At 66.7% G+C, this 25,464-nt stretch carries 32 protein-coding genes; all 32 read left to right on the top strand.

Annotation, left to right across the window (positions count from 1 at the left end; all coding sequences use genetic code 11):
• Window positions 1-40: 40 nt before the first annotated feature.
• The 32 genes from ACWH43_RS09565 (at window position 41) to ACWH43_RS09410 (ending at window position 25,464) form a co-directional block, all read left to right on the top strand.
• A complete protein-coding gene (locus ACWH43_RS09565; protein ID WP_260347831.1) occupies window positions 41-973 on the top strand; it encodes a DUF2493 domain-containing protein in 933 nt (310 codons plus the stop codon).
• A 164-nt stretch (window positions 974-1,137) separates the two neighbouring features.
• Entirely contained in the window at window positions 1,138-1,554 is a 417-nt protein-coding gene (locus ACWH43_RS09560; RefSeq protein ID WP_260347830.1) for a hypothetical protein, read from the top strand.
• 825 nt (window positions 1,555-2,379) lie between these two features.
• Window positions 2,380-2,781 carry a single-stranded DNA-binding protein gene (locus ACWH43_RS09555; RefSeq protein WP_260347829.1) on the top strand — a complete coding sequence of 134 codons (402 nt, stop codon included), beginning with the start codon at window positions 2,380-2,382 and terminating at the stop codon, window positions 2,779-2,781.
• A gap of 449 nt (window positions 2,782-3,230) precedes the next feature.
• Complete coding sequence (locus ACWH43_RS09550; RefSeq protein ID WP_170138923.1) at window positions 3,231-3,395, top strand: hypothetical protein; 165 nt, start codon at window positions 3,231-3,233, stop codon at window positions 3,393-3,395.
• A gap of 244 nt (window positions 3,396-3,639) precedes the next feature.
• Window positions 3,640-3,906: a helix-turn-helix transcriptional regulator gene (locus ACWH43_RS09545; RefSeq protein WP_260347828.1), complete on the top strand. Its 267-nt coding sequence runs from the start codon at window positions 3,640-3,642 to the stop codon at window positions 3,904-3,906.
• Between the two features lie 96 nt (window positions 3,907-4,002).
• Window positions 4,003-4,263 carry a DNA -binding domain-containing protein gene (locus tag ACWH43_RS09540; protein ID WP_260347827.1) on the top strand — a complete coding sequence of 87 codons (261 nt, stop codon included), beginning with the start codon at window positions 4,003-4,005 and terminating at the stop codon, window positions 4,261-4,263.
• A 108-nt stretch (window positions 4,264-4,371) separates the two neighbouring features.
• Window positions 4,372-4,731 (top strand): transcriptional regulator domain-containing protein, encoded by a 360-nt coding sequence (locus ACWH43_RS09535; RefSeq protein ID WP_311734771.1) that lies wholly within the window; start codon window positions 4,372-4,374, stop codon window positions 4,729-4,731.
• A complete protein-coding gene (locus tag ACWH43_RS09530) occupies window positions 4,622-5,152 on the top strand; it encodes a DUF2285 domain-containing protein (protein WP_377785399.1) in 531 nt (176 codons plus the stop codon). Before ACWH43_RS09535 ends, ACWH43_RS09530 begins: the two co-directional genes overlap by 110 nt.
• A gap of 135 nt (window positions 5,153-5,287) precedes the next feature.
• Window positions 5,288-5,569: a helix-turn-helix transcriptional regulator gene (locus ACWH43_RS09525; RefSeq protein WP_260347824.1), complete on the top strand. Its 282-nt coding sequence runs from the start codon at window positions 5,288-5,290 to the stop codon at window positions 5,567-5,569.
• An 18-nt stretch (window positions 5,570-5,587) separates the two neighbouring features.
• Window positions 5,588-6,763, top strand: a complete 1,176-nt coding sequence (locus tag ACWH43_RS09520) for a replication initiator protein A (RefSeq protein ID WP_260347823.1) — start codon at window positions 5,588-5,590, stop codon at window positions 6,761-6,763.
• Entirely contained in the window at window positions 6,760-7,413 is a 654-nt protein-coding gene (parA, locus tag ACWH43_RS09515) for a ParA family partition ATPase (protein WP_260347822.1), read from the top strand. The genes ACWH43_RS09520 and parA overlap by 4 nt, the downstream gene beginning before the upstream one ends.
• Window positions 7,410-8,153 (top strand): DNA-methyltransferase, encoded by a 744-nt coding sequence (locus ACWH43_RS09510; protein ID WP_260347821.1) that lies wholly within the window; start codon window positions 7,410-7,412, stop codon window positions 8,151-8,153. The genes parA and ACWH43_RS09510 overlap by 4 nt, the downstream gene beginning before the upstream one ends.
• Window positions 8,150-8,401 (top strand): hypothetical protein, encoded by a 252-nt coding sequence (locus ACWH43_RS09505; RefSeq protein ID WP_260347820.1) that lies wholly within the window; start codon window positions 8,150-8,152, stop codon window positions 8,399-8,401. Before ACWH43_RS09510 ends, ACWH43_RS09505 begins: the two co-directional genes overlap by 4 nt.
• Window positions 8,398-8,919: a DUF2840 domain-containing protein gene (locus ACWH43_RS09500; RefSeq protein WP_260347819.1), complete on the top strand. Its 522-nt coding sequence runs from the start codon at window positions 8,398-8,400 to the stop codon at window positions 8,917-8,919. Before ACWH43_RS09505 ends, ACWH43_RS09500 begins: the two co-directional genes overlap by 4 nt.
• The gene (locus tag ACWH43_RS09495) at window positions 8,916-9,461 is read left to right on the top strand and encodes a S26 family signal peptidase (RefSeq protein ID WP_260347818.1); all 546 of its coding nucleotides are present in this window, start codon (window positions 8,916-8,918) and stop codon (window positions 9,459-9,461) included. Before ACWH43_RS09500 ends, ACWH43_RS09495 begins: the two co-directional genes overlap by 4 nt.
• The gene (locus ACWH43_RS09490) at window positions 9,415-9,855 is read left to right on the top strand and encodes a DUF736 domain-containing protein (RefSeq protein WP_260347817.1); all 441 of its coding nucleotides are present in this window, start codon (window positions 9,415-9,417) and stop codon (window positions 9,853-9,855) included. The genes ACWH43_RS09495 and ACWH43_RS09490 overlap by 47 nt, the downstream gene beginning before the upstream one ends.
• 24 nt (window positions 9,856-9,879) lie before the next feature.
• The gene (locus ACWH43_RS09485) at window positions 9,880-10,638 is read left to right on the top strand and encodes a lytic transglycosylase domain-containing protein (RefSeq protein ID WP_448153446.1); all 759 of its coding nucleotides are present in this window, start codon (window positions 9,880-9,882) and stop codon (window positions 10,636-10,638) included.
• A 243-nt stretch (window positions 10,639-10,881) separates the two neighbouring features.
• A complete protein-coding gene (locus tag ACWH43_RS09480) occupies window positions 10,882-12,621 on the top strand; it encodes a relaxase/mobilization nuclease domain-containing protein (protein ID WP_260347815.1) in 1,740 nt (579 codons plus the stop codon).
• Between the two features lie 24 nt (window positions 12,622-12,645).
• A complete protein-coding gene (locus ACWH43_RS09475) occupies window positions 12,646-14,631 on the top strand; it encodes a conjugal transfer protein TraG (RefSeq protein WP_260347814.1) in 1,986 nt (661 codons plus the stop codon).
• A 5-nt stretch (window positions 14,632-14,636) separates the two neighbouring features.
• Window positions 14,637-15,083 carry a CopG family transcriptional regulator gene (locus ACWH43_RS09470; protein ID WP_260347813.1) on the top strand — a complete coding sequence of 149 codons (447 nt, stop codon included), beginning with the start codon at window positions 14,637-14,639 and terminating at the stop codon, window positions 15,081-15,083.
• A gap of 60 nt (window positions 15,084-15,143) precedes the next feature.
• On the top strand, window positions 15,144-15,404 hold the full coding sequence (locus tag ACWH43_RS09465) for an antitoxin (protein ID WP_260347812.1): 261 nt from the start codon (window positions 15,144-15,146) through the stop codon (window positions 15,402-15,404).
• Complete coding sequence (locus ACWH43_RS09460; protein ID WP_260347811.1) at window positions 15,401-15,808, top strand: type II toxin-antitoxin system VapC family toxin; 408 nt, start codon at window positions 15,401-15,403, stop codon at window positions 15,806-15,808. The genes ACWH43_RS09465 and ACWH43_RS09460 overlap by 4 nt, the downstream gene beginning before the upstream one ends.
• 322 nt (window positions 15,809-16,130) lie before the next feature.
• On the top strand, window positions 16,131-17,114 hold the full coding sequence (trbB, locus tag ACWH43_RS09455; RefSeq protein ID WP_260347810.1) for a P-type conjugative transfer ATPase TrbB: 984 nt from the start codon (window positions 16,131-16,133) through the stop codon (window positions 17,112-17,114).
• Window positions 17,111-17,443 carry a TrbC/VirB2 family protein gene (locus tag ACWH43_RS09450; protein WP_260347809.1) on the top strand — a complete coding sequence of 111 codons (333 nt, stop codon included), beginning with the start codon at window positions 17,111-17,113 and terminating at the stop codon, window positions 17,441-17,443. Before trbB ends, ACWH43_RS09450 begins: the two co-directional genes overlap by 4 nt.
• Window positions 17,443-17,721: a VirB3 family type IV secretion system protein gene (locus ACWH43_RS09445; protein WP_260347808.1), complete on the top strand. Its 279-nt coding sequence runs from the start codon at window positions 17,443-17,445 to the stop codon at window positions 17,719-17,721. Before ACWH43_RS09450 ends, ACWH43_RS09445 begins: the two co-directional genes overlap by 1 nt.
• 14 nt (window positions 17,722-17,735) lie before the next feature.
• Window positions 17,736-20,180, top strand: coding sequence for a conjugal transfer protein TrbE (gene trbE / locus ACWH43_RS09440; RefSeq protein ID WP_260347807.1), 2,445 nt, complete (start codon window positions 17,736-17,738; stop codon window positions 20,178-20,180).
• Between the two features lie 2 nt (window positions 20,181-20,182).
• Window positions 20,183-20,950, top strand: coding sequence for a P-type conjugative transfer protein TrbJ (gene trbJ / locus ACWH43_RS09435; RefSeq protein WP_260347806.1), 768 nt, complete (start codon window positions 20,183-20,185; stop codon window positions 20,948-20,950).
• Between the two features lie 20 nt (window positions 20,951-20,970).
• Entirely contained in the window at window positions 20,971-21,267 is a 297-nt protein-coding gene (trbK-alt, locus tag ACWH43_RS09430) for a putative entry exclusion protein TrbK-alt (protein WP_260347805.1), read from the top strand.
• 3 nt (window positions 21,268-21,270) lie between these two features.
• A complete protein-coding gene (gene trbL, locus ACWH43_RS09425) occupies window positions 21,271-22,632 on the top strand; it encodes a P-type conjugative transfer protein TrbL (RefSeq protein ID WP_260347804.1) in 1,362 nt (453 codons plus the stop codon).
• A complete protein-coding gene (trbF, locus tag ACWH43_RS09420; RefSeq protein ID WP_260347803.1) occupies window positions 22,629-23,318 on the top strand; it encodes a conjugal transfer protein TrbF in 690 nt (229 codons plus the stop codon). Before trbL ends, trbF begins: the two co-directional genes overlap by 4 nt.
• Window positions 23,315-24,298 (top strand): P-type conjugative transfer protein TrbG, encoded by a 984-nt coding sequence (gene trbG / locus ACWH43_RS09415; protein WP_260347802.1) that lies wholly within the window; start codon window positions 23,315-23,317, stop codon window positions 24,296-24,298. The genes trbF and trbG overlap by 4 nt, the downstream gene beginning before the upstream one ends.
• The gene (locus ACWH43_RS09410) at window positions 24,298-25,464 is read left to right on the top strand and encodes a TrbI/VirB10 family protein (RefSeq protein ID WP_260347801.1); all 1,167 of its coding nucleotides are present in this window, start codon (window positions 24,298-24,300) and stop codon (window positions 25,462-25,464) included. Before trbG ends, ACWH43_RS09410 begins: the two co-directional genes overlap by 1 nt.

Below are 25,464 nucleotides of genomic sequence, written 5' to 3'. Positions count from 1 at the left end.
GGCCGCGATGGGCGCGGCCACGAGCCGAAGGCAGACCACCATGACCGAACACCACGATACCGACTACGAGCCGCACCACGAATCTTCCCCGACCGATCACGTCCTTCAGGAACTGGCGCTCTACGGCTACCGTCCCTTCGAGGACGAACCCGACCCGCGACCGCTCCCCGAGGGCAATGTCGTGGCCGGCAGCATCGCCGACATCTTCGACGCCCTCGTGGTGGCGCTCTCGGACACCCGCCTCGAACCCGACCTCGAAGAACTGCTCTGGGGCACGGTCAACCTCTTCCAGCGCGCGGGCGACCGGATCGCACGCGAGCTAGACGACAACGAAGTCGCGCAGCGCCGCCTTCAGAGGGAACAGGACGGCTCGGAGGTGAAGTCCGTAGAACTGGAGCGCCTGACGGCAGAGGGCCAGACCCTTCTCGAACGGCGCGACGCCTTCGAGTTGATGCGCGACCAGGCCGCCGAATACTTCGAGCGCCACACCCACTCCGTCTGGCGGCCGCGCACGGGTTCCATAGTCAACCATCGCAACCTGACCGCCGCAATGATCGACAGCCGCGACTTCCTCGCCGCGAAGAAGCAGGCCGAGAACGAGGTGCTCCTTCCGCCCGGCCCGAAAGTGGCCTTCACCGGCGGTCTCGACTACAACGACCATCGCCTGATCTGGGCCAAGCTCGATCAGGTTCACGCCAAGCACCCCGACATGGTGCTGCTGCACGGTGGAAGCCCGAAGGGCGCCGAACTCATCGCCGCGAAATGGGCCAGCAACCGCAAGGTCACGCAAATCCCCTTCAAGCCCGACTGGACCAAGCACGCCAAGGCAGCGCCGTTCAAGCGCAACGATGCGATGCTCGACACCATGCCGATCGGGGTCATCCACTTCCCCGGAACCGGGATTCAGGACAATCTCGCGGACAAGGCCCGCAAGCTCGGCATCCCGGTCATGAAGTTCGACGGCGGCGCGTAAGCGCCGCCGAAAGGCGGCTGCGACAGCCGCCAATACTTGACGACGCGGCAATGAGAAGGCTTTTATGATGTTTCCTTGCAGAACCGGCGACGCAGCATAGTCGCAGGCGGAGCGTATCTTCGGGCAGCCTGTCGTGATCCTCAACCATTCAAGTGGAGGTCTCCATGACGCTGATCCTTCTTGCCATCTCGCTCACCATCACCTTCTGCGTGATCGCCTGGCACCTCGCCATCTACGCGCTACCGGTGATGACGGGCATCACCGCGTTCCAATATGTCTATGCGACCGGCTCGGGCTTCTGGTTTTCCGCCCTTGCGGCCATCGGTGCGGCCATAGGCTCCGTCGTGCTGGTGATCGCCGTGCTTGGCTTTGCCAAAAACCCGGCCTTGCGCCTGATCGCACTCGCCGTCTTGGCCATTCCGGCCGTGATCGCCGGTTACGCGCTGGTTCATGGCGTGACCAAGCACGTAATCGACTCGGCCATCGCCATCAATATCCTCGGCGGGATCGGCGGTTTGGTCATCGGCATAGCGGCGGTGCTGAACCTCAATTCGGTCGGAACGGCTGCGCTTTCGCGTTGATCGTGTTGTTCTGATGATGCTCGCGGCATGGGCCAGGAAGGATGGGTGTCGCCCTTCGGGCCGCTCATTCGGCTGCGCCGGAACCACGCCTATGGCGCGTTTCCGCCATTCGGCTTCAATCGCTGACACGGAGCGGCAGCGATCCATCGCTCCCATGACCATCCCGGCAGCGTTCACGCCAAGCCCCCCGCCGTCCGGTCAGAACAAAATCTCATCGGGTTGCTGAATGCGCCATCGCCGTGTCGGTCGCGCCGTCCGGCCCGGTGCGTCGGCATCGGGCGAGATCTGCGAGCGCGGCGGTCGACGCGGTGCTGATCGGCCAGTGGGTTGCGCGACGAGCTGCGCTGCGAACCAGAACCTTCATGCCATCCGCAAGGCTCTGAAGCGAGCCTCGTGCCGTCAAAACGATGATCCGGCAATTGGTGCGGACACCCCGGCAGGCGTCTTGTTCTCGCGGAATCCCGGTTTGCCTCCGAAGCCGGGGCGCGGATCGACAGGCGAACGGGGCGTGGCCGGAGCGCCTCCGGGGCGGTGCGTCTGGCCCTGTCTCATCTGCGGCCAGCAAGGATGCTGTTCTGACCCGGTCTCCGTCGGGCTTACGGAAGCACCATTCCCTCCGACTGACTGATCCCCTAAGTCCGTTCTGTTTCCTTCCGGCAACCCCCGCGGTTTCCGGCCGTGTTGCCGCGCAAGCGCGGCTGCCCGCCCCACCCGGACCTTGGGGGTCAAGCCGCCGCCGAAGGCGGCGATGCAGGAGTATCCAGACGGCCTTGGCCGGGTCTCGTCGGAGGGAATGGTTCCTCCGAGAAGCAACGGAGACCTACAATGCAGAACATCGTCATCCTCGCTGGCAACATTGGCCAGGACCCGGAAACCCGCGCCACCCAGGGCGGCACCCGCATCACCCACTTCACCCTCGCAACCTCGCGCCCGCGCTACTCGGAAGGCAAGGTGGTCCGCGACGACAGGGGCTACCGGGTGCACGACACCGAATGGCACCGGATCACCGCCTTCAACGGCCTCGGCAAGACGATCGAGGAGCATTGCGAAAAGGGCATGAAGGTTCTGGTTCGCGGCCGCATCCACTACACCAAATGGACCGACCAGCAGGGCAACGACCGCTACGGCTGCGAGATCATCGCCGAGACCGTCGATTTCCTGAACCGGGCGAAGCAGACCGAGAACGACGACGGCAAGTTCATCGACGACGATGACATCCCGTTCTGATCGGACGGCCGAAGACCCGGCGGCGAAAGCCGCCGGGATTTCTCATGTTCGCCCAGGACCGACGCCGCCCTGTGTTGCGGCCCCTGAATGCTGCGTGCCGCTTTACGCAGAGGGATCAAACTGACCGGCGCACGCGAGGCGCATATTCGGCGGCGGGCATCACGCGGACCATAGACAACCGCGGACGATCGCGACCGTCAGGCAGCGAGCCAGGGCAGCGCCGGCAAGGGCAATGCAGGGCCAACCGGCTCCGGCAAGCGGAAACCACCCCGTTCTTGTGGCTTAACCTTGGTTCCGGTCCCAGCCTTCCAGGGTCAACCCTCATGGGGTCCGCTACGCAAGCGTGCGGTCGCTTCGTCTTCGCCTGCGCGATGACCCCGGCCGAGCCCAAAACACTTCGGGCGCCCGTCGAGCGGGGAATGGTCCCCGCCAAAATCGGGAGCCGGACAATGACCCTCGCAACTGCCAACGCCTACGCCGCCAGTCTCGCCTCCACCTTGATGGTCGCCATCGTCATCTTCCGCGCCGGCGACGGCACCATGAGCGTGATGCCCGCCACGGAATATGACGGCGACGATGACACCATCGTCTCCGAGATCGATCCCTTCGCGTGAAACGGGGCGGATCATCCGCCCCTCCACTTTTTGGACGCCGCCCGCACAACGCGGTCGTCGGCGCGCTGCGGGCCGAGACCGCCTTTCAGGCGCCCCGATACCGCGCAGCCCCGCGAATCACTGCACCGGAACCACGTCGCCGCAGATTTCATGCAGCGTCTTTAGACTGGCAAAATAGAGCAACGACGACTAAAATAGTCGTAGTTCTGGAATGCGCGTAGGTCCGAATGGGAGGTGATCATGCATGATCACCGCCCGACAATCACGGGCCGCACGCGCGTTGCTGGGTTGGACGCAGGAGACGCTCGCTGACAAGGCCCGCATAGCACTGACCGCACTCAAGCGCCTCGAATCCGAAAGCGGGCTCGAGGTGTATGAGGCAACACGCGATCAGACACGCAGGGCTCTTGAAGCCGCTGGCATCGTCTTCCTGTCGACCGACCGAGGGCAAGGAGTGCTATTGGTCGATGATCGCGGAAACAATCCCACTCGATCCAATCCCTCGCGCTGATCCGCGACCGGCAAGACTTGCTGGTGCACGCGGTCGATCCATTTCGGATCAATCTTGGTTAATAGACATACGTCGCATATCTACCGAGTCGGCATAATGATCGAGCCATTCGATGACCTCGCCCCGTCCGGACAAGATCTCACCGACTATGACAGGTCGCACGTCAAGCTCTACATGCGTCTGCTGGATGCGGTCGCCGACGGCGCCCATTGGGAGGAAGCCGTGCAGGTCTTGTTCGGCCTCGATCCTGCCCGCGAGCCAGAACGGTGCCGACGCATCCATGACAGCCATCTCGATCGTGCTCGCTGGATGACGCATACCGGTTATCGGCACCTTCTTCGACAGGCGCACGGCTGATCGGCCGGCAGGCGGCGTGATGCCCTTTCGACATCACCCGATGCTCTCCCCCAAGCTTCCAAATTACGCCCGGCCCGGCAAAAGTAATGCGCTCGACTTGCACGCACCATGCGGGGAGTTGATGCGATGAGGCCCGATACATCAGACTGGCGGAACGACCGCAGCTACGATTTCCTCGATGCTCTGCCGATCGAGGGCCTCGCCTGGGAATGCCTTCGCAGGCACCATCCTTATCAGGACCAGTACGCCACCCTGGTCCGCGCCCGCACCGAAACCTTGCCGCTGCCTCGCGAGCAGCAGCAGCGTTGGGGGTTGCGATTTCCCGGCAAGACCAGGTCTTTCCGCCGCGCAACAACAGGTGATCTGGTCGCCGTCGAGCGATCCAGCCGTGGTCTTGCTGTCGGAGCGGCCAAACTTCCTGCCCACCACCTCAAATGCTCTCGCCGACAGGTTCGTCGCGGAGCGTGACGGCCCCGAAGGGTCATATTCCAGTCTTACCGAACACGATCTACAGGTTCTGCTCCTTCCCGGTACGTCTCCGGGCGATCAACTCGCTGCCGTCATTCCACTTGATGATGACATCCTCGATCGCATCGATGCGCTAACACGCCTCGCGCGCACCTGGCTCGGGCGCCCGCCGCTGCCCGATACGCGCATGACGGTCGATCAACGCCGCCGCTTTCGTCTGAGGCTCCGCGCCGCAGACGGCCGCATGAACGGCGCCACCTATCGCGAGATCGCCATTGCGATCTATGGCGCGGCGCGCGTCGATACAGAGCCCTGGAAGACATCGCCACTCCGCGACGCCGCGATCGCCTTCGTCGAAGCCGGAATGGCGCTCATCGATGGAGGCTATCTGCGCCTGCTCCGGCATCGCCGTCGCGTCTAGCCTACTCCGCGGCAGGGGTGGGGATTTCAGCCACCCCAAGTTCCCCATCCCTCCCGCCGGCTTTCCTCCGCCACCGTGGTCGCTGTCAGCCGCTGATCGCCAGCGGTGCCCAGCAACCCCACGGAGGCCCGCCCCATGCGACCCGATATCACCGCGATCCCGCCACGCTACCTGCGGACCAAGGAAGCTGCCGAGTTTCTCAGCCTGTCCGCCCGCACGCTCGAAAAACACCGGACCTACGGCACCGGCCCGGCCTACCGCAAACTCGGCGGGCGCGTCGTCTATGCCGTCGACGATCTCGAAACCTGGGCCGAGCGCGGCGCCGTCACCTCGACCTCCGATCCGCGCGGCTCCGTGCTTCCCGCAAAGCGCCAGACGCTGCCGACCGGCCAGATCGCCGGCCGATACGCACGCTGATCGTGGCCGGTCCCTTTCATGGTGGTGCGGCGTCGTGACCCTTCGGAGCGTGGGCAGCTCGATCTGTTTCGCGCGCTCCCCGGCGACTTCGCGCCACGAGACGCGCAGGATCTCATGGCCTATCCTTTCTTCTCCCTCTCCAAATCCCATCGCGTCGCCCCGATCGACTTTTCGGCCGGCGACATCACGATCCGCGTCGAGGCCGTTCCCGATCACGGCATGGCCACGATCTGGGACGCCGACATCCTGATCTGGGCCGCCAGCCAGATCGTGGAAGCCCGCGACAACGGGCTGCGCACCTCCAGGCTGATGGCCGCGACGCCCTATGAAATCCTCACCTATGTCGGACGCGGCACCAGCTTGCGCGACTATCAACGCCTCAAGGCGGCGCTGGACCGGCTGCAATCGACCACGATCTCGACATCGATCCGCCAGCCGGTCGAGGGCCGTCGCCACCGCTTCTCGTGGATCAACGAATGGCAGGAGCGCACCGACCGCCACGGGCGGCCGGACGGCATCGAGCTGATCGTCCCCGACTGGTTCTACAAGGCCGTCCTCGACGACGCGCTCATCCTCACCATCGACCCGGCCTATTTCGATCTCACCGGCGGCCTCGACCGCTGGCTCTACCGCATCGTGCGCAAGCACGGCGGCCGCCAGCGCGACGGCTGGCGGTTCGACCTGCGCCACCTCCACGTCAAATCCGGCAGTCTGTCGCCGTTCAAACGCTTCGCGTTCGAGCTTCGCGATATCGTGCGGCGCCAGCCGCTGCCCGGCTATGTCCTGTCGCTGGAGATGGAGATCGGCGGGCGCACGCTGCTCGCCTTCGAGCCGCTCCCGTCCTGTGGAAAACCTGTGGACGGGCTCGTGCTATCGGGAACCCGGACTATCGTGCCATCGGGAACCCGAGGCTCGTGCTATCAGGAACCGAAACCGGCCTTAAGGTCTGGAAATCGCAGGCGGATTCGCGCCCTTAACTTAGAGTCTAACCAAGAATCTAACTTTGAAGAGCGCGCGCGCGATGTGGAAAAGCTCATCCGCGGCGCCGCCAGAAGCCTCAACGTAGCCGCGAAAAAGAACTTTCCGACCGCGCAAGCCTGTCCCCGAAGGGCCTCCGGCGACATCCTCACGTCCGAGAGCGGCGATCCCGAAGCGCCCCGGCTCCCCCTCGATCCGCCGGGGGAACGCCGATGATCGTCGCGCTTCTCAATCAGAAAGGCGGCGTCGGGAAGACGACGCTCGCGCTCCATCTCGCCGGTGAACTCGCGGGACGCGGGCAGCGTGTCACGCTGATCGACGCGGACCCGCAGGGCTCGGCGCTCGACTGGTCGCAGCAGCGCAGCCGCGAGGGCCTGCCACGCGCGTTCGGCGTCGTCGGCCTGGCGCGCGATACGCTCCACCGCGAAGCGCCCGAGCTGGCGCGCGATGCCGATCACATCGTCATCGATGGCCCGCCGCGCGTCGCCGGCCTCATGCGCTCAGCGCTGCTCGCCGCCGACCTCGTGCTGATCCCGGTGCAGCCGTCGCCGCTCGATGGCTGGGCCTCGGCCGAAATGCTGTCGCTCCTCGCGGAAGCGCGCATCTACCGGCCGCAGCTCGTCGCCCGTTTCGTTCTCAATCGCTGCGCCGCGCGCACCGTCATCGCCCGCGAGACGGCCGAGACGCTTGCCGATCACGATCCGCCGGTCCTCGCCGCGACCATCGGCCAGCGCATCGTCTTCGCCGACGCCGCGCAGTCCGGGCGGCTCGCCTCGGAGATCGACAGCCGCTCGCCCGCCGCCCGCGAGATCGCTGCGCTCGCATCCGAGATCGGGCGGCTGCGTATCGGGAGGGACGGCTCATGATCGTCCTTACCGGCGACTGCCGCGAACTCATGCCGCCGCGTGGCCCCTTCGACATGATCCTCGCCGATCCGCCCTATGGCGACACCTCGCTTGCCTGGGATCGGCGCGTCGAGGGCTGGCTGGCGCTGGCGCGCGCCGCCCTCAAGCCCACCGGCTCGATCTGGGTCTTCGGCTCGCTGCGCAGCTTCATGGCGACCGCCGACAGTTTCTCGGACGCTGGATTGCGCATCGCGCAGGAGATCGTCTGGGAGAAGCAGAACGGCTCCAGCTTTCATGCCGATCGCTTCAAGCGCGTGCATGAGCTGGCCGTGCAGTTCTATCCGGCCGAGACGGCCTGGCGCGACATCTACAACGACGTCCAGACCACGCCCGATGCGACGGCACGCACAGTCCGCCGAAAGCAGCGTCCTCCCCATACCGGCCAGATCGACGCCGGTCACTATGTCAGCCAGGACGGCGGGCCGCGCATCATGCGTTCGGTCATCTACCTGCGCAATTGCCACGGCCACGCGATTCATCCGACCGAAAAGCCGTCGGTGCTGCTCGAAATCCTGATCCGCACGAGCTGCCCGGAAGGCGGGCTGCTCGGCGACTGGTTCGCAGGCTCCGGCGCGGCCGGCGAAGCCTGCCGGCTGTCCGCCCGCCGCTACATTGGCTGCGAGATCGATCCCGACATGGCCGAGCGCGCCCGTTCACGGCTGCCCTCCCTGCTGCCCTTCGGCAGCGGAGGCGCGTCATGACGGCCCGCACCGAAAAGCGCGGTTTCGCCACGCGCCCGGCCGATCCCGAACAGTGGATCAAGACGGCCGAGAGCCCGCCGCGCGCCGCCGAGGCGAGCGCCTACACGGCGCGGCTCACCATCGATGTGACGCCTGAGCTACGCGGCCGGATCAAGATCGCAGCCTTCGGGCGCGGCGTCACCGTCACCGACATGCTGCGCGAGCTGCTGTCGCGCGAATTTCTCCCGACACCAGGAGACCCCACATGAACGACACCGCGGCCCCCCGCGTGCGCGGCGGCCCGATGCCGTCCGCGCTCTCCCATGATCGCATGACCCGCGTCGAACTGACGTGGATCGAGAAGAAGATCGAATACTGGATCAGGTTTGGCCAGGCGGCGAACGAACAGATCGTCGACCGCCGCCAGCGCATTCTCTCTTTCCGGCCGAACACCGTCTTCGCCTTCGTCCGCTGGGCTTCCAACGACTTCGGCTCGATCATCTCGCGCATCGACATCGTGCGCGCGATCGAACCGGGCGAGGCTTACCAAACGCTGCCCTTCGTGCGGCCGGGCGGCGAAATCCTGCTGAAGATCGAGGGCTGGCCCAAGGTCGAGGACGTGCTGCGCCACGTCGATGCGATCGAGGCGATCGGCATCGAGGCGGACTCGGTCTCGCCGGACCACTGGCGGCACGTCCACAACCGGATGGCCGCCGCTCAACGCCCACGCGCCTATACGCTCGAACAGCATCGCGCCTTCCTCCTGCGCAGGAAGGTCCAGCCATGACGCGTGCCAGCCTCATCGCCGTCATGGCGCTCGCCACGCTGGGCATCGGCTATCCGACGCTCACGCCGACGCCGATCAAGCTCCTGTGGAACGCCTCGGCCAGCGCGCCCATCGGCCTCTATACGATCGACTACGACGGGCCGTTCGACGTCACCGATCTTGTCGCGGTCGACGCGCCCGAACCGCTCGCCGCCTTCATGGCCGAGCGCGGCTATCTGCCCAAGGGCGTGCCGCTCATCAAGCGCGTGCTCGGCGTGTCCGGACAGACCGTTTGCCGAACCGGCCGCGCGATCACCGTGGACGGGATCGCCATGGGCGCGGCGCTGGAGCGCGACCGCATCGGCCGGGAACTGCCGGTCTGGCAGGGCTGCCGCCGCATCCAGACCGGCGAAGTCTTCCTCATGAACTGGCAGGTCCGCGACAGCCTCGACGGTCGCTACTTCGGCCTGACCTCCACCGACCGGATCATCGGCCACGCGGTCCCGCTGTGGACCGATGAAGGCGGCAACGGCCGCTTCGAGTGGCGCGCGCCGACGCGCTGACGCGGCGCCCGGCCTTCGCATTCCCCCAACCATCCAGCCCACCAACCAGAAGGAGACTGCAATGCCCAACCATCTCTTTGAACCGACCGCCAACGGCTATGCCGGCCGCGTCCGGCTGTTCGGCATCGACGAGGCGATCGTGCTCGTCGGCATCGATCCAAGCGACGCCGAAAACGCGCCGGCCTATCGCATCCACCTCGATGACGAGGACGGCGCCGAGATCGGCGCGGCGTGGAAACGTGTTGGCGAACGCGCCGGTGACTACATCGCCCTGGAGATCGACAGCCCGCTCTTTCTGACCGTGTTTCGTCCGGCGCTGTTCCAGGCCGATGACGACGGCCGCACCTTCCGGCTCGCCTGGAAGCGGCCCCGGCAGCGCGAAGACCGGAGCTGACCGATGCCGGCTCCGATCCTCTCCATGCTCGCGGCCCGGCGTGTTGGCCGGGCCGGATCGGCACGTCGCCGCGCCGTTCTCGCCGCCCTCGGCGTGCTCGCCTTCTGCGCGGGGCCGACTGGGGCGACGGCGCAGACCGCGCCGGTCGCCCGTCCATCCGCCGCCGATCCCTATGCCGCCCACATCACCGAGGCGGCGCAGCGGTTCGGCATTCCCGAACGCTGGATTCGCGCCGTGCTGCGCGCCGAGAGCGCGGGCGACGTGCGCGCGATCTCCTCGGCGGGCGCATTGGGACTGATGCAGGTCATGCCCGACACATGGGCAGGCTTGCGCGTCCGCTACCGTCTCGGCCGCGATCCCTATGACCCGCACGACAACATCATCGCGGGCGCGGCCTATCTGCGCGAAATGTGGGACCGCTACGGCAATGTCCCTGCGATGCTCGCGGCCTACAACGCCGGTCCCGGCCGCTATGACGATCATCGTGCGACGGGCCGCGCCTTGCCTGCCGAAACGCGGGCCTATGTCGCCGCGCTCGTGCCGGTTCTCGGCGGCGCGGTCGCACCCGAAACGTCCGTCCGGCGAGCCGATCCGCCACCCGACTGGCGCGAGGCGGCGATCTTCGTCGTGCGTTCCGCCGACGCTCGCCCCGCCGGTTCGCGGTCGGACAAAGCGCGTTCGGACGACAGCCGATCCTCCGTCACGGCGCGGTCATCCGATCCGGCCGCGACATTGGATTCGCCCCTTGTCGTCGCACGCTCCAGCCCCGGAGAGCGCCCATGAGCGTGCGGGCCGTCCTTCGCATCCCCTCGCATTCCGGCGCGTCATGGAGGGGACAAGGGGCAGAGGCAGGCAGAACAACCGGACGATGGCGAGATAAAAAGGCGCACGGTGCGCTTTGGTCAGTCGGTTGTTTTTGTTCAGGTTTTCGGCGCGTTCCGCACCGTGCCGCGCTTTCGCGCACCGTGCGCTGCGCGCCCATCTTCCTGATTTTACTGTTCCTTTCGCACCGTGCAGGGCTGCGCCATGGCCGATGACAGCGAATTTCGCATCCGGCCTGGGCGCATCCGCTCGACCCGCGCGCAGCAGGCCCGGCCTTTCATTTCGCAGGCGCTCGCCGCCGCGCAGAAGGCCGGGGGCCGCGTCTCCCGTTCCGGCAAGATCACGACGGGCAACCACTCGCGCTTCGGGCGCGGCCAGCGCGCCAGCATCCAGGCCAATCGGCTGCTCACCGGCCGCTCGCGCATCGTCGTCATCAAGACCCGCGTGGTGCGCCATAGCGCACGCGCCGCACCGCTGGCGGCACACCTGTCCTATCTACGCCGCGACGGCGTGACCCGAGACGGGGAGAAGGCGCGGCTGTTCGGGCCGGAAGGCGACAATGTGGACGCCCGCGACTTCGCGGCGCGCTGCGAGGACGACCGGCACCATTTCCGCTTCATCGTCTCGCCCGAGGACGCCGTGGATATGGCCGACCTCAAGATCCACGCCCGCGAGCTGATGGGGCAGATGGAAAAGGATCTCGGCACGAAGCTCGATTGGGTCGGCGTCGATCACTGGAACACCGATAACCCCCACATCCATATCATCGTGCGCGGCCGCACCGACGACGGCCAGGACCTCCTGATCTCCCGCGACTACATCAAGGAGGGAATGCGCGCCCGCGCGCAGGATCTCGTGACGCAGGAGCTCGGCCAGCGCACCGATCTAGAGATCAACCGCAATCTGGAGCGGCAGGTCGAGGCTGAACGCTGGACGCAGCTCGACCGGCAGCTTGTCCGCGACGCCGGCAAGTCCGGCATCATCGACCTCGCGCCGCAGCCCGGCCAGCAGCCGGACGAGTTTCATGCGCTGAAGGTCGGCCGGCTGCGCACCCTCGAAATCCGGGGGCTCGCCGGACAGGTCGGCCACCAGCAATGGTTCATCAAGCCCGAGGCGGAATCCACGCTGCGCGAACTCGGCGAGCGCGGCGACATCATCAAGCGGATGCACCGGGCGCTGACGGAACGCGGCATCGAGCGTGGCTCGGCCAGCTATGTGCTGGCCGGCGAGAGCCTCGACGTTCCCGTCATCGGCCGCCTGGTCGAACGCGGCCTTGACGACGAGCTGAAGGGAACGGCCTACGCCGTGGTCGATGGCGTGGACGGCCGCACCCATCACATCCGTCTGCCGCATCTCGACGCCACCGGCGACAGCCCGCCGGGATCGATCGTCGAGTTGCGCGCCTACGAGGATGCGAAGGGCGATCGTCGTGTTGCGCTCGCCGTCCGCTCCGATCTCGATCTCCAGCATCAGGTGAGCGCCACCGGCGCGACCTGGCTCGACCGGCAATCCATCGCCCGCGAACCCGTCGCCATGTCGGACGGCGGTTTCGGCGCCGAGGTGCGGGACGCGATGCGGCAACGCGCGGAGCGTCTGGTCGGCGAAGGTCTCGCCGAGCAGCAGGGCCGCCGCGTCATCTTCAGCCGCAACCTGATCGACACGCTCCGCCGCCGCGAGGTCGATGCGGTGGCCGGCAGGTTGGCGAAGGAGACCGGCCAGCCGTTCAAGCAGGCCGGGAATGGCGAATACGTCGCCGGCACCTATCGCCAGCGCCTGACGCTCGCCTCCGGCCGCTTCGCCATGATCGACGACGGCCTCGGCTTCCAGCTCGTGCCCTGGTCGCCATCCCTCGACAAGCAGCTCGGCCGCCATGTCTTCGGCGTCGCCCGCGACGGCAGCGGCGTCGACTGGGATTTCGGGCGCAAGCGCGGGCTCGGCCTCTAGCTTCAACAGAGAAGGAACATCGCAATGTCCGCGACCAAAATCCTATGGGGACAGATTCTGATCGTCTTCCTCATCGTCCTCTCCACCACCTGGGGCGCGACCGAATATGTCGCCTGGAGCCTGGGGTTTCAGGCGCAGCTCGGGCCGCCCTGGTTCGTCCTGTTCGGCTGGCCGTTCTACCATCCGCCCGCCTTCTTCTGGTGGTGGTTCTCCTATGATGCCTATGCGCCGGAGATCTTCACCCAGGGCGCGTTCATCGCCGCGTCCGGCGGCTTCATCGCCATCGCCGTCGCCATCGGCATGTCGGTCTGGCGGGCGCGCGAAGCCAAGGACGTCGCTACCTATGGCTCGGCGCGCTGGGCCGAGAAGGAAGAGGTGAAGGCCGCAGGGCTGCTCGATCCCGATGGCGTGGTGCTCGGCCGCTACGAACGCGAGTATCTACGCCATGACGGACCGGAGCATGTGCTGTGCTTCGCGCCGACGCGATCGGGCAAGGGTGTCGGCCTTGTCGTGCCGTCATTGCTGACCTGGCCGGGCTCCGCGATCGTTCATGACATCAAGGGCGAGAACTGGACGCTGACGGCGGGCTTTCGCGCCCACCACGGCCGCGTGCTGCTCTTCGATCCGACCAATCCGAAGTCCTCGGCCTACAATCCCTTGCTCGAGGTGCGCCGCGGCGAGTGGGAAGTGCGCGATGTGCAGAACATCGCCGACATCCTGGTCGATCCCGAAGGATCGTTGGACAAGCGCAACCATTGGGAAAAAACCAGCCACTCGCTTCTGGTCGGCGCGATCCTGCATGTCCTCTATGCCGGCGACGACAAGACGCTCGCCGGGGTCGCCGCCTTCCTCTCCGATCCGAAACGCCCGATCGAGTCGACACTCGCGGCGATGATGACGACCAGCCATCTCGGTGAAGCGGGGCCGCATCCCGTCATCGCCAGCGCCGCGCGCGAGCTGCTCAACAAATCCGACAACGAACGCTCCGGCGTGCTTTCCACCGCCATGTCGTTTCTCGGATTGTACCGCGATCCCGTCGTGGCCGAGGTGACACGGCGCTGCGACTGGCGGATCGCCGACATGGTGGGCGACAAGCTCCCGACCACGCTCTACCTCGTCGTGCCGCCCTCCGACATCAATCGCACCAAGCCGCTCATCCGCCTCATCCTCAATCAGATCGGCCGCCGCCTGACCGAAGACCTGCAGGCGAAGGGCGACCTTCATCGCTTGCTCCTGATGCTCGACGAGTTTCCGGCGCTGGGGCGGCTCGACTTCTTCGAGAGCGCGCTGGCCTTCATGGCGGGCTACGGCCTCAAAGCCTTCCTGATCGCGCAGTCACTGAACCAGATCGAAAAGGCTTACGGCCCGAACAACTCGATCCTCGATAACTGCCATGTGCGCGTGTCCTTCGCCACGAACGACGAGCGCACCGCCAAGCGCGTGTCCGATGCGCTCGGCACCGCGACCGAGATGAAGGCGATGAAGAACTATGCCGGGCACCGGCTGTCGCCCTGGCTCGGTCATCTGATGGTCTCGCGCTCGGAGACCGCCCGCCAGTTGCTCACCCCCGGCGAGATCATGCAGCTCCCGCCGAGCGACGAGATCGTCATGGTCGCCGGCACGCCGCCGATCCGGGCGAAGAAAGCGCGCTACTATGAGGATGCCCGTTTCCGCGAGCGCCTGCTGTCGCCGCCCGACCTGAAACGCCCCGACAAGCCGCGCCCCGACGACTGGAGCAGCCTGCCGATCCCGACGCGGCCCAAGGCCGGCGATGCCCAACCGGCCGATCCATCCGACGATGAGGACACCACGGACTCCGAACGCCGGCTGCAACCCGAACTCAGCCGCGCCAAGCCGACGGAAAAGAAGGAACCCATCGCCAACGAGTTCGAGATCGAGCTTCCCGACGAAAGCGACGAGGACGCCACGCGCAACCGCCGCCTGATCCAGCAGGTCCAGGGCGTTGCGCGGCAAGTGTCGCTCGATCCCAATGACGGCATGGAGCTGTGAGCGCCATGACCGGCCATCGGAAGAAATCGAAGTTCACGGTCTATCTCGACCCCGACGTGACGCAGGCGCTGGCGGATTTCGCCGCGCGACGGGACCAGTCGCAATCCATGATCGCGGAAGCCGCCATCGCATCCTTCCTGTCGCCCGACGATGCCGAGCGGCGCGAGGCCGTCGTCGCCAAGCGCCTCGACCAGATCGACCGCCGCATGACCCGCCTGGAGCGCGACGTCGGCATCGCCGTCGAGACGCTGGCTGTGTTCATCCGCTTCTGGATCACGACCACGCCGGCCTTGCCGGAGCCCGCCGCGCAGGCGGCGCGCGCCAAGTCGGCCGAGCGGTATGAGGCGTTCATCACCGCGCTCGGCCGGCGGCTCGTCAAGGGTCCGAAGCTGCGACAGGAGATCCCGGAGGATATCGATTCAGTAAAGGCCGATCAAGGAGGGCAGGATTAGCCGTCTTGTGTGGGGAGACCTAAAGGCGTATATACATCCCCGTATTCACGGGAGGTTCCCATGCCCCATATCGCCAAGGTCTTCCAGTCGGGCAATTCCCAAGCCGTTCGGCTGCCGAAGGATTTTCGCTTTGCAGTCGATGAAGTCGAGGTTTTGCGTGAGGGCGACTCCGTAATCCTGCGACCGAGGCCGGACGCCTCCAAGCGCTGGACGTCGCTGCGCGCGGCTATCGAGCGCGGCTTCAGTGCAGACTTCATGGCCGAAGGCAGGGAGCAGCCTGAAGAGCAGAACCGTCCCGATCTCGATCGGGCGTTTCAATGACGAAATGGCTTCTCGACACCAACGCCGTCATCGCGTTGGTCACACGTCGTTCGGAGCCTCTCCTGCGCCGGGTCGAAGCCGCCGAACCCGGCGCGCTCGCGGTCTGTTCCATCGTCGCCCATGAACTCTATTTCGGCGCCTATCGCAGCCAGAAGGTGGAGTTCAATCTGGAGACGCTTCGCCTTCTCTTTACCGATCTCGAAATCCTCGATCTTGATCGCGAGGACGCGCGAGCCGCCGGAGAAATCCGGGCGGCGCTTGCACGGCGCGGCACACCGATCGGTCCCTATGATCTCCTGATCGCCGGCCAGGCGCTGGCGCGCGGCCTGCCGCTCGTCACCAACAATACCGCAGAATTCGAGCGCGTTGCCGGATTGCGACTGGAAGACTGGACCAGGGATTGACGCTCGCGGCAATAACGCCGCTCACTCACCAGCAGAGCAAATTCCAGTAAGCGTAGGTCGCTGACGCGCACTCCCAACAGGGGCCGAAGCCGCGACAGGAGATCCCCAAAGACGTCTCCGACTCGGAGCCGTGACGATCGCGCGCGTCATCTGGTGAGGATCACGACGACAACAAGATCATGGCCTCACCGCCGTTCTCCTGTATTTTCACGCCACACTACTACTACGACCGATACTTGTTGAACCGGCCCGATTTCGGGCTCTTTTAATCGACCCCATTCCGGGGACTGTCTGTGGCGCCTCGTGAGGAAACGGGGCCGACATGACCACTTCTCATCAGAAACCGGAGGCGATCCAGCGCGGCGCGCGGATGCTGCGCACCGCGCTCGGTCCCGCCATTTCGCGGTTCCTCGAAGACGTAAGCATCGTCGAAGTGATGTTGAACCCGGATGGCCGCATCTGGGTGGATCGGCTTTCCGAAGGTCTGGCCGATACGGGCGAGCGGCTGTCGGCCGCTGACGGCGAACGCATCGTGCGTCTGGTCGCCCACCATGTCGGCGCGGAGGTTCACGCCCGGTCCCCGCGTGTCTCGGCCGAGCTGCCCGAAACGGGAGAACGGTTCGAGGGGCTTCTTCCGCCCGTCGTCGCCGCACCGGCCTTCGCCATCCGCAAGCCCGCCGTCGCTGTCTTCACGCTCGACGATTACGTCAATGTCGGGATCATGACCGCCGACCAGGCCGCGACCCTGCGCGCGGCCGTCGCATCGCGCGCCAACATCCTCGTCGCGGGCGGCACTTCGACCGGCAAGACCACGCTGACCAATGCGCTGCTCGCCGAAGTGGCGAAGACGCAGGATCGCGTCGTCATCATCGAGGACACGCGCGAGCTGCAATGCGCCGCGCCCAATCTGGTGTCGATGCGCACCAAGGAAGGCGTCGCCACGCTTTCCGATCTCGTCCGCTCCTCGCTCCGTCTGCGCCCCGACCGCATCCCCATCGGCGAGGTGCGCGGCTCCGAAGCGCTCGACCTCCTCAAAGCCTGGGGCACCGGACATCCGGGCGGCGTCGGCACCATCCACGCCGGGACCGGCATCGGCGCGCTGCGCCGCCTCGAACAGCTCATCCAGGAAGCCGTCGTCACCGTCCCGCGCGCCCTGATCGCCGAGACGATCGACCTCGTGGCCGTCCTATCCGGGCGCGGCTCCGCGCGCCGGCTCGCCGAACTCGCCCGTGTCGAAGGGCTCGGCCCGGACGGGGACTACCGCATCAGCCCCGCAACCCTTGACCAACCTGGAGAACCTTCATGATCCGCATCCCCATGCGCGTCCGTCGCACCGTCGCGACCGCCGCCGCCGTCGCTTACGTCAATCTCGTCCTGGCGCCCGCCGCCCACGCCTCCGGCTCCTCGATGCCGTGGGAAGCGCCGCTCCAGAAAATCCTCCAGTCGATCGAAGGCCCCGTGGCCAAGATCGTCGCGGTCATCATCATCATCGCGACAGGCCTGGCGCTCGCCTTCGGCGACACGTCGGGCGGCTTTCGCAAGCTGATCCAGATCGTGTTCGGCCTGTCGATCGCCTTCGCCGCCAGCTCGTTCTTCCTGAGCTTCTTCAGCTTCGGCGGCGGGGCGCTGGTCTGATGGCCGTCGCCTTTGAGCAACTGGATGTGCCGGGGTTCACCGTCCCGGTTCACCGCGCACTGACCGAGCACATCCTGCTCGGCGGTGCGCCCCGTTCCATCGCGATCCTCAACGGGACGCTGGCCGGAGCCGTGGGCCTCGGACTGCGCCTCTGGCTGGTCGGCCTCGCGATCTGGGCCATCGGCCATGTCGCGGCGGTCTGGGCGGCCAAGCGCGATCCGCAATTCGTGGAAGTCGGCCGACGCCATCTGCGCGTCCCGGCCTTTCTCGCGGTCTGAGGGAGGCGACGCCCATGATGAATCTCAGAGAATATCGCCGCGCCGCAGCCCGCCTTGCCGACTTCCTGCCCTGGGCCGCGCTCGTCGGCCCCGGCGTCATCGTGAACAAGGACGGCTCGTTCCAGCGCACGGCGCGCTTCCGTGGCCCCGATCTCGATAGCGCCGTCGCCGCCGAGCTGGTCGCGGTCGCCGGCCGCATCAACAACGCCTTCCGCCGGCTCGGCTCCGGCTGGAGCATTTTCGTCGAGGCGCAGCGCAGCGAGGCCGCGACTTATCCCGACAGCCCGTTCCCCGATGCTGCGTCCGGCCTGGTGGAAGAGGAACGCAAGGCCGATTTCGAGGAAGCCGGCATCCATTTCGTGTCGGACTATTTCCTGACCATCCTCTATCTGCCGCCCGCCGAGGACGCCGCCCGGGCCGAGACATGGCTATACGAGGGCCGCGAGCAAACCGGCGTCGATCCCCATGAGGTGATGCGCGGCTTCATCGACCGCACCGACCGCGTGCTGGCGCTGCTCGACGGCTTCATGCCCGAATGCGGCTGGCTCGACGATACCGAGACGCTGACCTATCTCCATTCGACGGTTTCCACGAAACGCCACCGCGTCCGCGTGCCGGAAACGCCGGTCTATCTCGATGCGCTGCTCGCCGATCAGCCGCTGACCGGCGGGCTCGAACCGCGCCTTGGCAGCGAGCATCTGCGGGTCCTCACCATCATCGGCTTTCCGACCGCGACGACGCCCGGCCTGCTCGACGATCTCAACCGGCTCGCTTTCCCCTACCGCTGGTCGACCCGCGCGATCCTGCTCGACAAGACCGACGCGACCAAGCTGCTGACCAAAATCCGCCGCCAATGGTTCGCCAAGCGCAAGTCGATCGCCGCGATCCTCAAGGAAGTCCTGACGAACGAGGCGTCGGCGCTGGTCGATACCGATGCGTCCAACAAGGCGGCCGACGCCGATATGGCCTTGCAGGAGCTGGGCGCCGATGTCGCCGGCATGGCCTATGTCACCGCGACGATCGTGGTGTGGGACGCCGATCCGCGTCTTGCCGACGAAAAACTGCGCCTTGTCGAGAAGGTCATCCAGGGCCGCGACTTCACGGCCATGGTCGAGACCGTCAACGCGGTGGACGCATGGCTCGGCTCTTTGCCCGGCCACGCCTACGCCAACGTGCGCCAGCCCCCGATCAGCACTTTGAATCTCGCCCACATGATCCCGCTTTCGGCGGTGTGGGCTGGGCCGGAACGGGACGAGCATTTAGGTAGCCCCCCCTTGCTTTACGGCAAGACCGAAGGCTCGACGCCGTTCCGGTTGAGCCTCCATGTCGGAGACGTTGGCCACACGCTCGTCGTCGGGCCGACAGGCGCGGGCAAGTCCGTGCTGCTCGCCCTCATGGCCTTGCAGTTCCGGCGCTATGCCAACTCTCAGGTCTTCGCCTTCGATTTCGGGGGCAGCATCCGCGCCGCCGCGCTCGCCATGGGCGGTGACTGGCACGATCTCGGCGGCGGGCTGACCGAGGGTGACGACTTCTCCGTCTCGCTTCAGCCGCTCGCGCGCATCGACAATACCTATGAGCGCGCCTGGGCCGCCGACTGGATCGTCGCCATCCTGACGCGCGAAGCGATCCAGATCACGCCCGAGGTGAAGGAGCACATCTGGACCGCGCTGACCTCGCTGGCCTCCGCGCCGATCGGGGAACGCACCATCACCGGCCTGTCGGTGCTGCTTCAGTCCAACGATCTGAAGCAGGCACTCCGTCCGTTCTGCGTCGGCGGGGCCTATGGCCGGCTGCTCGACGCCGAAGCCGAACATCTCGGCTCGGCCGCTGTGCAGGCGTTCGAGATCGAGGGCCTGGTCGGCACGGGGGCAGCGCCCGCGGTGCTTTCCTATCTCTTCCACCGCATCGGCGACCGACTCGACGGGCGACCGACCTTGCTCATCATCGACGAGGGCTGGCTGGCGCTGGACGATGAAGGGTTCGCGGGCCAGCTCCGCGAATGGCTGAAGACGCTGCGCAAGAAGAACGCATCGGTCATCTTCGCCACGCAGTCGCTCAGCGACATCGACAATTCCAGCATCGCGCCGGCCATCATCGAAAGCTGCCCGACGCGGCTCTTGCTCCCGAACGAGCGTGCGATCGAGCCGCAGATCACGGCCATCTATCGGCGCTTCGGCCTCAACGACCGGCAGATCGAAATCCTCGCGCGCGCCGTCCCTAAGCGCGACTATTACTGCCAGTCGCGGCGCGGCAACCGCCTGTTCGAGCTGGGCCTGTCCGAAGTCGGCCTCGCGCTCTGCGCCGCATCCTCCAAGTCCGACCAGACCCTGATCGCCAACCTCGTCGCCGAGCACGGCCGCGACGGCTTCCTCGCCGCGTGGCTGCGCGCCCGCGACGTCGGCTGGGCCGCCGATCTCATCCCGACGTTCTCGTTCCCCCAAGCAGCAAAGGAGTCCTGACTATGCTTACCCTTCGTATCCGCTCGCGCGCCATGGCGCTCGCCGCGACCATGCTGGCGGCAACCCCGGTCGCGCTCTCCCCGATGGTGGCGACGCCCGCCCACGCGATCATCGTCTTCGATCCGAGCAATTACGCCCAGAACGTGCTGACGGCCGCGCGCACGCTGGAGCAGATCACCAACCAGATCACCTCGCTCCAGAATGAAGCGCAGATGCTCATCAACCAGGCGAAGAACCTGGCGAGCCTGCCTTACTCGGCGCTCCAGACCTTGCAGCAGAACGTGCAGCGCACCCAGCAGCTTCTCAGCCAAGCCCAGGGCATCGCGTTCAACGTCCAGCAGATCGACCAGATGTTCACCCAGAAATACGGCAACGTCTCGATGTCGACGACCGACAAGCAGATGGTCGCCGACGCCCGTTCGCGCTGGCAGAACACCGTTGGCGGGCTTCAGGACGCGATGCGGGTACAGGCCGGCGTCGTCTCCAACATCGACACCAACCGCACGCAGATGTCGGCGCTGGTCAGCCAGAGCCAGGGTGCGACCGGCGCGCTTCAGGCGACGCAGGCCGGCAATCAGATCCTCGCCCTGCAATCGCAGCAGCTCTCCGATCTCGTGGCGCTGCTCGCCTCCAACGGCCGGGCCAGCGCGCTCACCGAGGCCGAACGCACCGCGGCGGCCGAACAGGGCCGCGAGCAGCGTCGCCGCTTCCTGACGCCGAGCTCGGGCTACCAGCCCGGCAACGCCCAGATGTTCAACAGCGGCAAATAAGGCCGGAAAGGAGGAAGCTCATGGACGGCAAGATGCTGGCCCGGCTGGGCGCTATCGTATTCGTCGCGGTCGCCGTCACGGCAACCGCGATCGAAATGACCCGCAAGCAGGACGCGCTGGCATCGCCGTCGGCGCGTCAGCAACAGCGCGAAGGTGATCCGCTGCGCGAGAGCCAGCGCCGGTGCCAGCAACTTGGTCAACAGGCAGCAAGCGATCCCGAATGCCTGCGCGTCTGGGCCGAAACCCGCGACCGCTTTCTCGGCCACGCGCCGGCGCCGGTCGCACCGGCGGCGTCCGCCAGCACGGAAGGGCAGTGAGCCATGGGCGGCGCAGGCGTCATCGACAATTTCCTCGGCGTATTCACCAAATACATCGACAGCGGCTTCGGCCTTCTCTCCGGCGAAGTGGCGTTCATCGCGACCACGCTGATCGTGATCGACGTGACGCTCGCCGCGCTCTTCTGGAGCTGGGCTGGCGATGACGACATCATCGCGCGCCTGGTCAAGAAGACGCTGTTCGTTGGCGTCTTCGCCTATCTGATCGGTAACTGGAACAACCTCGCCAAGATCGTCTTTGACAGCTTCGCTGGCCTCGGTCTCAAAGCATCGGGCACGGGCTTTTCGACCGCCGACCTGATGCGCCCCGGCAAGGTCGCACAGACCGGCCTCGATGCCGCCCGGCCGCTCTTGGAGGCGATCTCGCCGCTGATGGGCTGGATCTCGGTGTTCGAGAACCTGATCCAGATCGTGTGCCTGCTGTTTGCCTGGGCGCTCGTGATCCTCGCCTTCTTCATCCTGGCGATCCAGCTCTTCGTCACCCTGATCGAGTTCAAGCTGTCGACGCTCGCCGGTTTCGTCCTCATTCCCTTCGGTCTCTTCGGCAAGACCGCCTTCATGGCCGAGCGCGTGCTGGGCAACGTCATTTCCAGCGGCATCAAGGTTCTGGTGCTCGCCGTCATCATCGGCATCGGCTCGACGCTCTTCGGCGAGTTCACCAAGGGCTTCGGCGGCACGACGCCGACCGTCGACGACGCCATGGCGATCGTGCTCGCCGCTCTCTCGTTGCTCGGCCTCGGCATCTTCGGCCCCGGCATCGCCAACGGCCTCGTCTCCGGCGGTCCCCAGCTCGGCGCGGGCGCAGCCATCGGCACCGGCCTTGCCGTGGGCGGCGCAGCCCTTGCGGCAGGCGGTGCCGCGGGTCTCGCCCTCAAAGGCGGATCGGCGGCGTTCTCCGGCGGCGCTGCCGTGGCACGCGGCGGCGCCACCGCGGCAGGCGGGGCATCGGCCGCCTATTCGCTCGGCTCCCTGGGGCAGTCCGGTGCGGCAGGCGTTGCCTCCGGCATGGGCGGCGTTGCCCGTGCCGCAGGCTCGGCCGCCGTCTCGCCGCTGAAGCGCGCCGTGGCCCGCGCCTCCGAGAGCATGAAATCCAGCTTCTCCGATGGCGCCAAGGCCGGGCTCAGTGCGACCGGCGGCTCCTCGACCATGGGAACGGTCGGCGGTGAAGCCGCCGAGGCCGCATCCACGCCGATAGCCATGGCGGGCGGCGCTCCCGATTGGGCCAAGCGCATGAAGCGCAGCCAGCACCTTTCTCACGGCGTCAGCGCCGCCGCCCATGCCGTCAAGTCCGGCGACAGCCACGGCTCCGGCTCTTCCATCAACCTTTCCGAAAGCGACCGCTCATGAACATCTTCAAAAGGCCCGCCGTGCATTACGGCAAGACGCCCGAACCCGAGACGCCATACCAGAAGGCCGCGCAGGTCTGGGACGACCGTATCGGCTCGGCCCGCGTGCAGGCGAAGAACTGGCGCTACATGGCCTTCGGCGCGCTGATCCTCTCGGCAGGCTTCGCCGGCGCGCTCGTGATCCAGTCGGCGCGCGGGACCGTCGTGCCGTGGGTGGTCCAGGTCGACAAGCTCGGCCAGGCGCAGAGCATTGCGCCGGCCAGCGCCGACTATCGCCCGACCGATCCGCAGATCGCATGGCATCTCGCCCGCTTCATCGAGCAGGTACGCTCGATCCCGGCCGATCCGATCATCGTCCGCCAGAACTGGCTTCGCGCCTATGAATGGACGACGGATCGCGGCGCGGGCGCGCTCAACGACTATGCCCGCACCAACGACCCCTTCACCAAGGTCGGCAAGCAGCAGATCGCCGTCGACGTCTCCAGCGTCATCCGCGCTTCACCGGACAGCTTCCGCGTCGCCTGGACCGAACGGCAATTCGAGAACGGCGTGCTCGCCTCGACCCAGCGCTGGACCGCGATCCTGACGATCGCGCTTCAGCCGCCGCGCGACGCCGAGCGGCTGAAGGCCAATCCGCTCGGCATCTACGTCAACGCCATCAACTGGTCGCGGGAGATGGGCCAATGAAGCCGGCAATCCGTATCGCCGTCCTTCCGGCTTTCCGTAGATCCGTGAGCGTTGCGCTGATGCTGTCCGCGACGGCGCTCGCGGGCTGCGCCAGCATGACCAAGCCTCCGGCGATCAGCTACGACGCCAGCGTGCCGCCTTTGCCGGCCATTCCCGCCGCCGTCATCGACGAGCGGCCGAAGCCGGTGCTGATCCCGCCGGCCTGGACGGTCGCACGCGGCGGCGAGACCGCGGGCACCCCGACCGGCCGCGTCGAGAACGCCAATGCCGCCGCCCGCGTGCAGCCGCGCCGCGAGGGCTATTACAACGCCATCCAGATCTACCCGTGGTCGGAAGGCGCGCTCTATCAGGTCTATGCCGTTCCCGGCCAGATCACCGACATCGCGCTGGAGCCGGGCGAAAGCCTCACCGGCGCGGGACCGATCGCGGCCGGCGACACGGCGCGCTGGATCATCGGCGATACCGAGAGCGGGTCCGGCGTCACGCGCCGCGTCCATATCCTCGTCAAGCCGAGCCGGCCCGACATCACCACCAACCTGATCGTGACGACCGACAGGCGGACCTACATGATCGAGCTGCGCTCCGGCGAGAAGCCCTACATGCCGTCGGTCGCCTGGGCCTATCCGCAGCCGCCGGCCAGCCAGCGCCAGAGCGTTCCGGCCACGCCGGTCATTCCGGCCGTGGCCGCCCGCAATTATCGCTACGCTCAGACCGACTCCGGCAATCCGCCGTGGAAGCCGATCGCCGTCTATGACGATGGCCGTCACGTCTATGTCGAATTCCCGCGTGGCATCGTCCAGGGCGAGATGCCGCCGCTCGTCGTCATCGGCCCGCAAGGCGAAGCCCAGATCGCCAACAACCGCATCTATCAACACATCCTGATCGTCGATCGCCTGTTCGGCGCGGCCGAGCTGCGCCTTGGCGCGGGCGACAAGCAGCAGACCGTCAGGATCGTCCGCACCGACGGGAGGCCATCCTAATGACCGATACCACCAGCACCGAGACCAGCACCCCCGTCGCGCCGATGCGGCTTCGCGCCGAACCGCCGCGCGTCACACGCCTCTCGCGCAAAATGCTCGCGAGCGTCGCGGCCGTCGCTCTGGTCGGCATTGGCGGATCGCTGATCTACGCGCTCCAGACGCGCGGGCCGGACGACGGCGGCGCCGAGCTATATTCCACCAACGGCCGCCAGACCGCCGATGGCCTGGCCGGCTTGCCCAAGGACTATACCGGCCCGGTTCTCGGCCCGGCGCTGCCCGGCGATCTCGGCGGTCCCATCTTGAGCGCGCAGAACAACGGTCAGCCGATTGCAGCACCCGTCACCCCGACGCCCGGCGTCAGCGAGGCCGAGCAGCGCCGCCGCGCCGAGGAAGAGGCCGCGCGCCTCAGCGCCGTCTTCTTCCAGTCGCGGCAGGGATCGACGGCCTCCAGCACGGCGGGCGCGATGCCCGGTCTCGCCGGGCTCGATCTCTCCGGCGCCGGCGCGGGCGGACAGGCCGCCACGGGACAGGACAAGCAGCTCGCCTTCCTCAACGCGGCGGCCGACCGGCGCACGGTCACGCCCGATCGCGTGACGCCGCCGGCGTCGCCCTTCGTGCTTCAGGCCGGCGCGGTGATCTCGGCCGCGCTCATCACCGGCATCCGCTCCGATCTTCCTGGCCAGATCATCGCCCAGGTCACGGAGCCGATCTATGACAGCCCCACCGGACGCATTCTGCTCGTGCCACAGGGCACGCGGATCATCGGCCAGTACGACAACAACGTCCAATATGGTCAGCGCCGCGTGCTGCTCGTCTGGAACCGGCTCATCATGCCGAACGGCCGCTCGATCGTCCTCGAACGCCAGCCTGGGACCGACACGCAGGGCTATGCCGGTCTTGAAGATGGTGTGGACTATCATTGGTGGGATTTGGCGAAGGCCGCCGGGCTCTCGACGCTGCTTTCGGTCGGGGCGGAGCTTGCCGTCGACGATCAGGACCGGCTGCTCCGCGCCATCCGCAACGGCGGCCAGGACACGATCAACGACGCCGGACAGCAGATCGTCCGCCGCCAGCTCAACGTCGCACCGACGCTGACCATCCGGCCGGGCTTCCCGGTCAGGATCGTCGTGACGCGCGATCTCGTCCTCGAACCCTATGGAGGCTGA

This window comes from Allobosea minatitlanensis, assembly GCF_964020775.1.
This window is presented reverse-complemented; position numbering and strand designations above follow the sequence as displayed.